At 64.9% G+C, this 12,345-nt stretch carries 12 protein-coding genes; 7 read left to right on the plus strand and 5 right to left on the minus strand.

Annotated elements, in window-relative coordinates:
- The first annotated feature begins 13 nt into the window (after positions 1-13).
- From AB0L82_RS18315 to AB0L82_RS18335, 5 genes are all read left to right on the plus strand, one after another.
- Positions 14-529 (plus strand): Rrf2 family transcriptional regulator, encoded by a 516-nt coding sequence (locus tag AB0L82_RS18315; protein WP_364637258.1) that lies wholly within the window; start codon positions 14-16, stop codon positions 527-529.
- Positions 530-615: 86 nt separating this feature from the next.
- Positions 616-2,349 (plus strand): ABC transporter ATP-binding protein, encoded by a 1,734-nt coding sequence (locus AB0L82_RS18320; protein WP_364637260.1) that lies wholly within the window; start codon positions 616-618, stop codon positions 2,347-2,349.
- Complete coding sequence (locus AB0L82_RS18325; RefSeq protein ID WP_364637262.1) at positions 2,346-4,310, plus strand: ABC transporter ATP-binding protein; 1,965 nt, start codon at positions 2,346-2,348, stop codon at positions 4,308-4,310. The genes AB0L82_RS18320 and AB0L82_RS18325 overlap by 4 nt, the downstream gene beginning before the upstream one ends.
- 75 nt (positions 4,311-4,385) lie before the next feature.
- Entirely contained in the window at positions 4,386-5,633 is a 1,248-nt protein-coding gene (gene tgt, locus AB0L82_RS18330; protein ID WP_364637264.1) for a tRNA guanosine(34) transglycosylase Tgt, read from the plus strand.
- 109 nt (positions 5,634-5,742) lie between these two features.
- Positions 5,743-5,991: a hypothetical protein gene (locus tag AB0L82_RS18335; protein ID WP_364637266.1), complete on the plus strand. Its 249-nt coding sequence runs from the start codon at positions 5,743-5,745 to the stop codon at positions 5,989-5,991.
- On the opposite strand, the gene AB0L82_RS18340 is transcribed toward AB0L82_RS18335, so the two are convergent.
- Positions 5,982-6,752: a queuosine precursor transporter gene (locus AB0L82_RS18340; RefSeq protein ID WP_364637268.1), complete on the minus strand. Its 771-nt coding sequence runs from the start codon at positions 6,750-6,752 to the stop codon at positions 5,982-5,984. The genes AB0L82_RS18335 and AB0L82_RS18340 overlap by 10 nt on opposite strands.
- 62 nt (positions 6,753-6,814) lie before the next feature.
- Here AB0L82_RS18340 and AB0L82_RS18345 point away from each other — a divergent pair, with 62 nt between their 5' ends.
- Positions 6,815-7,507 (plus strand): DUF4190 domain-containing protein, encoded by a 693-nt coding sequence (locus AB0L82_RS18345; RefSeq protein WP_364637270.1) that lies wholly within the window; start codon positions 6,815-6,817, stop codon positions 7,505-7,507.
- A 75-nt stretch (positions 7,508-7,582) separates the two neighbouring features.
- Here AB0L82_RS18345 and AB0L82_RS18350 read toward each other — a convergent pair whose 3' ends face one another.
- The 3 genes from AB0L82_RS18350 to AB0L82_RS18360 form a co-directional block, all read right to left on the minus strand.
- Entirely contained in the window at positions 7,583-8,350 is a 768-nt protein-coding gene (locus tag AB0L82_RS18350) for an RDD family protein (protein WP_364637272.1), read from the minus strand.
- Positions 8,351-8,402: 52 nt separating this feature from the next.
- Positions 8,403-9,317 (minus strand): tRNA glutamyl-Q(34) synthetase GluQRS, encoded by a 915-nt coding sequence (gene gluQRS, locus AB0L82_RS18355; protein ID WP_364637274.1) that lies wholly within the window; start codon positions 9,315-9,317, stop codon positions 8,403-8,405.
- Between the two features lie 133 nt (positions 9,318-9,450).
- Complete coding sequence (locus tag AB0L82_RS18360) at positions 9,451-9,945, minus strand: DUF309 domain-containing protein (protein ID WP_364637978.1); 495 nt, start codon at positions 9,943-9,945, stop codon at positions 9,451-9,453.
- Between the two features lie 393 nt (positions 9,946-10,338).
- Between AB0L82_RS18360 and AB0L82_RS18365 the strand changes: the two genes are divergently transcribed.
- Positions 10,339-10,548 (plus strand): DUF397 domain-containing protein, encoded by a 210-nt coding sequence (locus AB0L82_RS18365; RefSeq protein ID WP_364637276.1) that lies wholly within the window; start codon positions 10,339-10,341, stop codon positions 10,546-10,548.
- Between the two features lie 78 nt (positions 10,549-10,626).
- On the opposite strand, the gene AB0L82_RS18370 is transcribed toward AB0L82_RS18365, so the two are convergent.
- Positions 10,627-12,252 (minus strand): cytochrome bc complex cytochrome b subunit, encoded by a 1,626-nt coding sequence (locus tag AB0L82_RS18370; RefSeq protein ID WP_364637278.1) that lies wholly within the window; start codon positions 12,250-12,252, stop codon positions 10,627-10,629.
- Positions 12,253-12,345 lie beyond the last annotated feature (93 nt).

Consider the following 12,345-nt stretch of genomic DNA (forward strand, 5'->3'; position numbering starts at 1 on the left):
TCAGGAGAGCGCAGTGCACATCACCGCGAAGGTCGATTACGCGGTGCGCACCCTCGTGGAAATAGCGAAGGCGCAATCGGATTCGGTGAAAGCCGATGCCATCTCGGCCGCGCAGGATATTCCGCCGAAGGTGCTGGAATCGGTTGTCGCGGATCTGCGGCGCGGCAAATTGGTGACCAGTCGCCGCGGTCCGGACGGCGGTTATCGGCTCGGCCGCCCGGCCGGCGAAATAACCATCGCCGATGTCATTCGCGCCGTCGAAGGGCCCCTCGCGTCGGTGCGCGGACAGCGTCCGGAGGATGTCAGCTACGCCGGAGCGGCCGAACCGCTGCAGCGGGTGTGGATCGGTTTGCGGGTGAATATCCGCTCGGTGCTGGAGCGCGTGACCATCGCCGATATCGCGCACGATCTGCTGCCATCATTCCTGGACGAGCTGCTGCACGATCCGGACGCCTGGACCCGCCGCACTCGATCCTCGGAGGGTGCGACCGCCACGCAATGGCAGGATCTGGACCGCCCGGACATCTGAATCCCGCAGGTCATCCGGGGATTCACCGGCAAGCTGGGAAAACGTCGCGCCGAGGCTCCCACTATGGCGGTAGCCTGCCAAGCATCATGTTGATTCGACTACTCCGCACCTTCTTGGCGCCCTACCGCAAGCAGTTGGCGGGGGTCGTCGTACTGCAATTGATATCGGTCATCGCCATGCTCTATCTGCCGAGCCTGAACGCCGACATCATCGACAAAGGCGTCACCAAAGGCGATATCGGCTATATCTGGAGCACCGGTCTGATGATGCTCGCCGTCACCGGCGTACAGATCATCGCCCAGGGCATCTCGGTCTATCTGGGCGCACAGGCCGCCATGGGCGCGGGCCGCGATATGCGCGCGGGCCTGCTGCACCGGGTCGGCACCTTCTCCGCCCGCGAGGTCGGCGTTTTCGGGGCGCCCTCGCTGATCACCCGCAATACCAATGACGTGCAGCAGGTACAGCTGCTCGTGCTGATGAGCGCGACCATCCTGGTGATGGCCCCGATCATGTGCGTGGGCGGCATCATCATGGCGCTGCGGCAGAGTCTGGGCCTGTCCTGGCTGCTGCTCATCGCGGTGCCCGCGCTCGGCCTGGCCATGGCCCTGATCATCGCCCGCATGGTGCCCGGCTTCCGGCGCATGCAGGAACGCATCGACGCGGTGAATCGCGTTCTGCGCGAACAGATCACGGGTATCCGCGTGGTGCGCGCCTTCGTGCGCGAACGGCAGGAGGCGTGGCGTTTCGGGGTCGCCAATACCGAGCTCACCGAACAGTCGCTGTATGTCGGCCGCTATATGGCGCTGATGTTCCCGCTGGTCATGCTGATCTCGAATGTGACCGCCGTCGGCGTGATCTGGTTCGGCGGGCACAGTGTCGACAACGGCACCATGCAGATCGGCTCGCTCACCGCGATGCTGTCCTACATCATGCAGATCCTGACCGCGGTCATGATGGCCTCGTTCCTGGCCATGATGGCCCCGCGCGCGGCGGTCTCGGCCGAGCGCATCGCCGGGGTGCTGGACACCGAATCCTCGGTGACCGAACCGCGGCTGCCGCAGGACTTCAAGGACGATCCGGCGATCGTGGATTTCCAGTTCGCCGAATTCAAGTTCCCGGGCGCGGAAAAGCCTGTGCTGCGGGCGATTCGGTTCCGTGCCGAACCCGGCACCACCACGGCCATCGTGGGTGCGACCGGTGCTGGTAAGACCACGCTGGTGAATCTGATCCCGCGGCTCATCGATGTCACCGACGGCGCGCTCTACGTGGGCGGCACCGATGTGCGCCACATCGAATTGGAGCGGTTGCGCAATCAGATCGGCCTGGTGCCGCAGAAGGCGTACCTGTTCTCCGGCACCATCGGCTCGAACCTGCGCTACGGCAAACCGGACGCCACCGATGCCGAACTGTGGCACGCGCTGGAGATCGCGCAGGCCGCGGACTTCATGCGGGATATGCCGCAGGGGCTGGAAACCCCTGTCGCACAGGGTGGTACGACCGTCTCGGGTGGTCAGCGCCAGCGCTTGGCCATCGCCCGCGCGCTGGTGCGCAGGCCGCGCGTCTACCTCTTCGACGATTGCTTCTCCGCGCTCGACGTCGCCACCGATGTGCGGGTGCGCGACGCGCTCCGCCCCGAGACCGCCGATGCGTCGGTGATCATTGTGGCGCAACGCATTTCGACCATCCGGGAGGCCGATCAGATCGTGGTGCTGGAGGACGGCGCCATGGCGGGCATCGGCACGCACGACCAATTGCTGCGCGACTGCAAGGAATACAGGGAGATCGTGGAGTCCCAGTTCAGCGCGGAGGAGGTCCGATGAGGCCCGGAGCACCGAATCCCGGCGCGCCGGATACCAAGGCCAAATCCTTCGGTCCCTCGCTGAAGCGGCTGATGCGCCGCCTCGCGCCCGAACGTTTCTATCTCACAGTGGTTTTGGTGCTCGCCATCGGTTCGGTGGTGCTCAATACGCTGGGCCCGCAGATTCTCGGCAAGGCCACCAACCTCATCTTCGACGGTGTGGTCGGCAAACAGCTCGGGCAGAGCCTGCCGCCGGGCACCAGCAAGGATCAGGCCGTCGAGGCGCTGCGCCAGGGCGGTGACAAGACCTTCGCGGACATGCTCGCCAGCATGGACGTGATTCCCGGTGTCGGCGTGGACTTCACGGCCGTCGGCCATGTGCTGGCACTGGTGCTGGCGCTGTACGTCGGCTCCTCGGTATTCGGCTGGTTGCAGGCGTATCTGCTCAATGTGGTGATCAACCGGACCGTCAAGCGCCTGCGCGGGGAGATCGAGGAGAAGATCCACCGCCTGCCACTGAGCTACTTCGACTCCATGCCGCGCGGCGATGTGCTCTCCCGCGTCACCAATGACGTCGACAATGTGGCGCAGACGCTGAATCAGACCATGAGCCAGTTGCTCATCTCGGTGCTGTCGGTGATCGGCATCCTGGGCATGATGTTCTGGATCTCCTGGCTGCTGGCGCTGATCGCGCTGCTCACCGTGCCGCTGGCGGTCATCGTGACCGCGCAGATCGCCAAGCGGTCGAAACCGCATTTCGTGGATCAGTGGAAGCTGACCGGCCAGGCCAACGCCCAGGTCGAAGAGGCTTTCACCGGGCACGAGGTGGTGAGCGCGTTCGGCCGCGTGCGCGAGGTCGGCGAGCGTTTCGACGACACCAACGACAAGCTGTACAACGCCTCGTTCCAGTCGCAGTTCATCTCCGGGCTGATCATGCCCGCGATCATGTTCCTCGGGAACCTGAACTATGTGCTGATCGCGGTGGTCGGCGGTCTGCGGGTGGCCTCGGGTCAGCTGTCCCTCGGTGAGGTGCAGGCGTTCATCCAGTACTCGCGGGGATTCACCCAGCCGCTCACCCAGATCGGCTCGATGATCAACATGCTGCAATCCGGAGTCGCTTCCGCGGAGCGCATTTTCGAGATCCTGGACACCGCCGAGCAGGTGCCCGATCCCGAGATCGAGGATTCGCGGCCGGTGGATCGCGGGCGCGTCGCGTTCGAGAACGTGTCCTTCCGGTACGAGCCGGAGACCCCGATCATCGAGGAACTCTCGCTGGTCGCCGAGCCCGGGCACGTGGTGGCGATCGTCGGGCCGACCGGTGCGGGCAAGACCACGCTGGTGAATCTGCTCATGCGGTTCTACGAGGTGGATTCGGGCGCCATCACCATCGACGATGTGGATATCACCCGAATCACGCGGGACCATCTGCGTTCTCGCATCGGCATGGTGCTGCAGGACACCTGGCTGTTCGGCGGGACCATCAAGGAGAACATCGCGTACGGCAATCCGAACGCCTCCGAGGACGAGATCCTTGCGGCGGCGCGGGCGGCGTATGTGGATCGTTTCGTGCACGCGCTGCCGCACGGCTACGAGACCATGATCGATGAGGAGGGCTCCGGCGTCAGCGCCGGTGAGAAGCAGCTCATCACCATCGCGCGCGCGTTCCTGGCCAAGCCGTCGATTCTCATCCTGGACGAGGCCACCAGTTCGGTCGACACCCGCACCGAATTGCTGGTGCAGCACGCCATGGCGGCGCTGCGCCGAGATCGCACCAGTTTCGTTATCGCACACCGGCTTTCGACAATCCGCGACGCCGATCTGATCGTCGTCATGGAGAAGGGCCGGATCGTCGAGACCGGCACACACGACCGCCTGCTCGCCGAACGCGGCGCGTACTTCCGCCTCTACCAGGCGCAATTCGCCGCCCCGATCGACGAGGACGAGGAACCCGAGGCGATCGAACTCTCGAAATCCAGCAGCTGAGGTGTGTCGTGGCGCGCCTCACCCGAGCGGTGAGGCGCTGGTGAGTCGTCCTGCCGGGGCTGGGAGAATGCTCGGGTGTCAGCATCCGAATTCTCGTTCAAGGTCGGTACCCGTCTGGAAGGTCAGCATGGCCGATCCGGGCTGATCAGCACCCCGCACGGGGATATCGCCACGCCCGCGTTCATCCCGGTCGGGACGAAGGCGACCGTGAAAGCGGTGCTGCCCGAGACCATGAAGGAAATCGGTTCGCAGGCGCTGCTGGCCAACGCCTACCACCTGTATCTACAGCCGGGCTCGGACATCGTGGACGAGGCGGGCGGGCTGTCGAAGTTCATGAACTGGCCCGGCCCCACCTTCACCGACAGCGGCGGCTTCCAGGTCATGTCGCTGGGCGTCGGGTTCAAGAAGGTGCTGGCGATGGAATCGGTCGGCGTGCAGAACGACGATGTGATCGCCAAGGGCAAGGAGCGCCTCGCGCACGTCGACGATGACGGCGTCACCTTCCGCTCACACCTGGACGGTTCCCGGCATCGCTTCACGCCCGAGGTGTCCATGGGCATTCAGCATCAGCTCGGCGCGGACATCATGTTCGCCTTCGATGAGCTCACCACGCTCATGAATACCCGTGGCTACCAGGAGGAATCGCTGGAGCGCACCCGCCGCTGGGCGCAGCGTTGCCTGGACGAACACGAACGCCTCACCGACGCGCGCACCCATCGCCCGTATCAGGCGCTGTTCGGCGTCATCCAGGGCGCGCAGTATGAAGACCTGCGCCGCAAGGCTTCTCGCGATCTGGAGGCGTTGCGCGGCGCCGCTGGAACGGAATTCGACGGTTACGGCATCGGTGGCGCGCTGGAGAAGCACAATCTGGGCACCATCGTCGGCTGGTGCTGTGATGAGCTGCCCGAGCACAAGCCGCGCCATATGCTCGGCATCAGCGAGCCGGAGGATGTGTTCGTCGCGGTCGAGAACGGCGCGGACACCTTCGACTGCGTGAATCCGTCGCGGGTGGCCCGCAATGCCGCCATCTATGTGGACAAGGGCCGGTTCAATATCGACACCGCCCGGTTCCGCCGCGATTTCACCCCCATCGACGAGACCTGCGACTGCTACACCTGCGCCAACTACACCCGCGCCTACCTGCATCATCTGTTCAAGGCCAAGGAGATCCTGGCCTCCACGCTGTGCACGATCCACAATGAGCGCTTCACCATTCGCCTGGTGGACCGCATTCGCGAGAGCATCGACGGCGGCTACTTCGCCGACTACAAGACCGAGTTCATGGGTCAGTGGCGGGGCCGGATCAAGGCTCCCGAGCTGTAACCCGCGCCGGATCAGTGAGCCTGGCTAATCGATCCATGCACAGATAGCCATTGTTCCGCGTACCCCGTACGCGCGACGATCATCTCGACGCCGAGATGAGGAGGCAGGGATGCCGGGACCGACAATGATCGAGGCGAACGGATCGACCGCGGCGCGCGCGGTATTGCGGGTGAGCGCGGTGCTGGGATTCAAGGCGGCGCTGGTGCGCACGCACGGTGAGATCACCGACGGGCACCTCGAATTCGCGCGGATCTGCGGGTTGTCCGATGCCGAGATCATCGATATGGCAAGGGAATACGCGCGTTTGCGCGATCGCCGCGACGCACGCGGCGATCGCGCCGTGGCCGCCTACTCGTAGAGCGCCGAGCGCTCGCGCGGGCGGTAGCTGGTCTCGCGCTTCTTCAGGAAGGCGATGCAGCGGTAGCTGATGGGCAGGATCATGGCCTCCACCAGGGTCTTCCAGATAAACCCGACCAGCACGTAGTTGATGAAGTCGGGCCAGGTGTGGATGCCGATGGCGGTGGCGGCGATGGAGCAGAACACCAGGGTGTCGCCGAATTCACCGGCCACGGTGGAGCCGAGCAGGCGCGCCCAGAGATGCTTCTCCTTGGTGCGCTCCTTGATCATCACCAGCGTGACCGAGTTCAGGAACTGGCCGACGAAGTATCCGGCGAGTCCGGCGAGCACCAATTGCGGTGTGGTGCCCAGGACATTGCGGAACGAGTCCTGGTTCTCGTAGAAGTCCGCCGCGGGCAGGCCGATGGCGATCCAGAAGGTGCCGACCATGAGCAGCAGCATCCCGAAGCCGTAGTAGACGGCGCGGCGGGTGGCCTTGAAGCCGTAGACCTCGCTGAGGATGTCACCGATCACATAGGCGATCGGGAAGAGGAAGAACGCGCCGTCGGTATTGATCGGCAGCAGTTGGATCGGGCCGAGTGAGGCATGCTTGTCGGCGAAGAATTGCACGCCCTTGGTGGCGCAGATATTGGAGATCAGCAGGACCGCGGTGAAGACCACGACCACCTGCGTGTAGTAGCCCCCCGCGGCCGAGGCGAATGCTGCGTGCTCGGGCGCGGGGTGTCCAGATCGGTCCGAATCGACCGTTTTCGTATCGCTCACCCGAGCAGTATCCCCGCTGCGATCGATGGTTATGGGCTGGTGGGGTGGCATAGGCTGAAGCAATGACGCAATCCGGGGATTCCGACGAGTGGTGGAAGCAGTACGGGGGTGAGAGCGCGCCCGCCGACGCGGGGGCGCAGCAACCGCCACCGCCTCCGGCCGGATACTCGTCCGCACCGAATCTGCACAAGCCCGCGGACGCCAGCCCGCAGCCCTTGCAGTATCCGAATTATCCACCGCCGCAGGCGAATCCGTCCGGGGGCTATGCACAGCCCAATTCGGGCGGGTACGCGCAACCGAACTCGGGCGGTTTCGCACAGCCCAACTCCGGGGGTTACGCACAGCCCAACTCCGGCGGTTTCGCACAGCCCAATTCGGGCGGGTTTCAGCAGCCCGGGTCGGGCGGTTTCGCGCAGCCCACGCCGGGTGCCTATCCGCCCGCCGCGCCCTACGGCCAGCCGCAGGGGTATCAGCCGTACGGCTTTCAGCCCGCCGGTCTGGGCACCAACGGCATGGCCATCGCCTCGCTGATCGTCTCGGTGCTGGGCCTGTCCACGCTGTTCTTCTGCTTCCTGCCGATCGGTTCGCTGGTCGGCCTGATCCTCGGCGTGATCGCGCTGAATCAGGTGAAGAGTTCCGGGCAGGACGGCCGCGGTCTCGCGCAGGGCGGTATCTGGGTCGGCGCGGCCGGATTGGCGCTCGGCATCGTGCTGTGGCTGATCATCGGCGCGGCGTTCATCGGAGCCGGTTCCTAGTTCGGCCGAAAACGATTGCGGGGCGCATCCATTCGATGGATGCGCCCCGCTTCACCGAGCCATTGTCGGCTGTTGTCAGCCCTTGACGACCTGGGTGCCGCCGGCGAACTTGTCGTGCCAGCCCTGCTTGTTCGGATCCTGCTCGATGGTGACCGCGATGTAGATCTGCGCACCGATGCTGACCAGCCAGCCCAGGCACGGGATCAGCTGCACGAGCACGAACAGGTTGCGCTTGGCCGAGGTGGCCGGATCCACATTGCCGCCGCCGGGGGCGAGCACCTTGAGGCCGAGGATCTTCTTGCCGAGGGTCGCGCCCTGCGAGGTCTCCATCAGCACGAAGTAACCGAACAGCAGAACCGGGACCAGCACCTCCCAGGCCCAGCCGAGCTTGCCCGGCAGTACCGCGTAGATGATGCCGGCCGGGATGCCGACGATCAGGCTGTCGATGATGCGCGCCGCGAGGCGCAGCCACAGATCACCGGGCTGTGCGCCGCCACCGAAACCCGGTGCGTTGTAACCCGGCTGGCCGCCGTACGGCTGGTACGGCTGCTGACCGCCGTAACCCGGCTGCTGGCCGTAGGCCGGAGGCTGCTGGCCGTAGCCGTCGGCCGGCTGCTGGCCGTAACCGGGCTGCTGGCCGTAGGCCGGAGGCTGCTGCTGACCGTACGGATCCGACGGCGGCTGCTGCCCGTAAGGCTGCTGCGGCTGCTGACCGTAGGGATCGGACTGCCCATAGGGCTGTTGGGGTTGTTGACCGTAAGGCTGGCCCTGCGGGTACGGCTGCTGCCCGTACGGCTGGCCGCCCTGCGGATACTGGTTGGGGTCGTACCCACCGCTCGTCATTGTTCTCGCCGTCCTCGTCGAATTCGTTCGGGATCTGGGTCGGTTGCGTACGTTACGGACCTGACCAGGGTTGCAACAACCCGTCAGGGTCGAGTCGCCATGGTTCTTTCGGCAGGGTGTCCGGCCGGAATCCGGTGAGTAACTGCGAGGTTGTGGTTGCGTTCGGATAGCCCAGCGAGGCCGCGAGCACGCCCCGGACCTGCGCCGGAGATTCACCGAGCGCGATTCGATCGTGCAGGGTGACCGCGCCGTCGCGTTTGGCCAGCCGCTGTCCCTCGGTATTGAGAACCAGTGGCACATGGGCGTATTGCGGGATCGGCAGCCCCAGCAGCGTCGCGAGGTACACCTGCCGCGGTGTGGAGGGCAGCAGGTCGTCACCGCGCACCACCTGGTCGATGCCCTGCGCGGCATCGTCGACCACGACGGCGAGGTTGTAGGCCGGGCTGCCGTCGCCGCGGCGCAGCACCAGATCATCGATAGCGCCGCGATAACTGCCGAGCAGTTCGTCGGTGATCTCCAGCTCGGTGATGTCCGCGCGCAGGCGCAAGGCCGCTGGTCGGCCCGTCGCACGGCGTTGTGCGCGTTCGTTTTCGGTGAGATCGCGACAGGTGCCGGGATACGCGCCCAGGGGTCCGTGCGGTGCGGTGACGGCCTGCTGTATCTCCTTGCGGGTGCAGAAGCATTCGTAGGTGCGCCCGGCGGCGGTCAGGCGCGCGATGGCGTCCTCGTACAGCGGCAGGCGTTCGGATTGGCGGACCACCGGATCATCCCAGTCCAGTCCGATGGCGGCGAGGTCGGCCAGTTGACGTTCGGCCGCACCGGCTTTCACCCGATCCAGATCCTCGAGGCGGATCAGGAAGCCGCGTCCGGTGGAGCGGGCGAACAACCAGGCGAGCAGGGCGGTGCGCAGATTCCCCAGATGTAGATCACCTGAGGGGCTGGGGGCGAATCGTCCGAATCCGGGCACGGTGGCCAATGCTAGGCGGGTTGCTCGATGGTGAGTCGCGGCCCCGGCCTTCGCAGCCTTCGCTGATCGCGGGTCCTTCGCATGTTTGCGGGTGCACACACCTCGGGTGTGCGGTGGCAGCGGTTTTGCGTATTCAGTGAATCCGCAGCTGCGGGCTCAGATCGGCCTCCGACAACGGCGTTTCCCGGTCCAGCGCGGCGAGCAGGGTGTGCGCGCGGGCGATGAGTCCGGCGGCGTCGATACCGTACGGAGGTGGTCCGAAGGCCGTGAGCCGATGCGCCGCGCGTTCGAGCAGGGTGCGCGCGCCCTTCGAATTTCCGCGCTGAATGTGGGTCAGGCCAACGGCGTATTGGGCGAGGCCCTGCCACAGCATCCGCTCGGCGAACGGGCCGTTCTTCCAGGCGGCCTCCAGCACCTCGTGCGCGTTGAAGGCCAGGCCCTCGTCGAGCAGGCGTTGTGCGAAGTCGAGGGTCGCCTCGGGGGTGAGCTGTAGATCATCGGGAATGCGCGGTACGCCGGTGCTTCCGAAGGGCAGCGGTCGCCCAAATCGGTCACGCGGTCGGGCATTCCGGGCACGCCCCTCATCGTCGCGGTCTCGTCCGGTCTCGTCCTGCGGCTGTTCGCCCATGCGGACCATGATCCCCGATGCCGTGACGACCAGGGTGGTGTGCGATAGCGGAAAGGTGCGCAAATGCGCCGACAACTTAATTGCGGCCTTCATAATTTGTGCGCTCGAAAGTCCGGCTATTTTCAAGCAAATAATTAGCTGGTTAACCTTGCCCTAAATTTGCTGATTGAAAACGAAAGAATGCGATCTCCTTATGACGAACCCTGCTAGTGTTTAGCGCGGGAACGGCCATCGGGGGTGCATTCCCATCGTGAAGTGCAGAGAGCAGGTTGTACGGAGAGGTTGCGTGCAACTCGCGGCGTACGCAGGATCCGCTGTAAATGCCGGATTCCGGCGTCACCAAGATCGATGCCAGCAAGATCTCGTGCTTGACGCAGCAAAGGAGCTAGTACAGTGAATGTGGATTTCACAGGCGCCGTATGGCGCAAGAGCAAACATAGCGGCCCCAACGGTAACTGTGTAGAGGTCGCTTTTTCCGAAGACGGCAATGTCGGCGTGCGTGACAGCAAGCAGCACGGCAATGGCCCCGTCTTGGCGTTCACCCCGGGTGAGTGGGATGCGTTCGTAGCGGGCGTATCCGATGGGGAGTTCAAGCGGGCCTGAGCGGTCGGCAGAACCGAGATAGCAGGGCCCCGAGTCGACTGACTCGGGGCTTTTCGCGTCAGTGCCTGATTCGGTGCGTCAGTGCCCGCTGCCGTTGCCGTTGCCGTTGTCCTGCGCGCGCCGCAGCACGGCCAGCTGCGTGTGCTCGGCCTCGCGTTCGACCTCGGCATTGCTGTCCCGCTCGGCGGGTGGGTCGGCGCGGAAGAAACTCCCGGTGCCCGGCCGTCCGGCGGCCCCGAGTTCGTTCATCTTCCGGGGCACCTTCGCGCCCTGATATTCCAGCGGCACCGGATGCCCGTGTGCGTCCACGGGTCCGAGCGGCTGATGCACCTCGATGTACTCGCCGTGCGGAAGTCGCCGCACCACACCGGTTTCGATGCCGTGCTCGAGTACCGCGCGATCACCGCGTTGCAGGCCGAGGCAGAGCCGATAGGCCGCGAAGTAGGCCAGCGGCGGCCCGAACAGCAGCGCGATGCGGAATCCCCAGGTGGTCGCGTTCAGCGAGATGTGGAATTGCAGCGCGATGATGTCATTGACGCAGGCCAGGGTGAGGATGAGATAGAACATCAGGGACATGGCCCCGATTGCCGTGCGCACCGGTACATCTCGCGGCCGCTGCAGCAGATTGTGCCGGGCCACATCGCCGGTGAGCCGTTTCTCGATCCATGGATAGCCGATGAGCAGGCCGAAGATGATCGGCATGACCAGTCCCACCGAGAACGCGCCGGGCACCATATGCCCGAAGATATGCAGTTCCCAGGCCGGGAACAGGCGCAGGAAGCCGTCGGTCCACATCATGTAGAAGTCCGGCTGGGTGCCCGCGGAAACCTGGGATGGGTTGTAGGGCCCCAGATTCCAGATCGGATTGATCTGCAGTATGCCGCCCATGATGGCGACGACGCCGAGGGTGAAGGCGAAGAACGCGCCCTGGTCGAGGGAGAACACCGGCACGATGCGGGTGCCGATCACATTGCGTTCGGTGCGGCCGGGGCCGGGGTACTGGGTGTGCTTCTGATACCAGACCAGGGCGATGTGAGCGGCGATGAGCGCCAGCATGATTCCGGGTATGAGCAGCACGTGCGCGATGTAGAGCCGCGGGATGATGATGTCGCCCGGAAAGTCGCCGCCGAACATGAGCCATTGCAGCCAGGTGCCGATGATGGGCGCGCCCATGGTGATGCCGGCGAAGGCGGCGCGCAGCCCGGTGCCGGACAGCAGGTCGTCCGGGAGCGAGTAGCCGAAGAAGCCTTCGAACATGGCCAGTATCAACAGGATCGCGCCGATCACCCAGTTCGCCTCGCGCGGTTTGCGGAAGGCGCCGGTGAAGAAGACGCGGCACAGGTGCACGATCATGGACGCGGAGAACAGCAGTGCGGACCAGTGGTGCACCTGCCGGACGAACAGTCCGCCGCGGACGTCGAAGGAGATATCGAGCGCGGATTCGTAGGCGCGCGACATGGTGACGCCGCGCAGTGGTTGAAATGCGCCGTTATAGGTGACCTCGGTCATGGACGGGTCGAAGAACAAGGTCAAATACACGCCGGAGAGCAGCAGAATGATGAAGCTGTACAGCGCTATTTCTCCGAGCAGAAACGACCAGTGCGTCGGAAACACCTTGTTGATGGATCTTTTGAGGAATGACGCGGCCTGATACCGCTCATCCGCCGCATCGGCCTGTTCGGCCAGACGATTACGAGTTGCCATTGCGGTCACCCGCCCCCGTAGAGAATGGTAAGGCTTCTACTACAAACGGTAGCACCCAGAGTCCGTGCCCCGTACGGCCTTTCGCTAGGCTCA

This window comes from Nocardia sp. NPDC052001 (assembly GCF_040680615.1).
In the GTDB taxonomy this organism is placed as follows: Bacteria; Actinomycetota; Actinomycetes; order Mycobacteriales; family Mycobacteriaceae; genus Nocardia.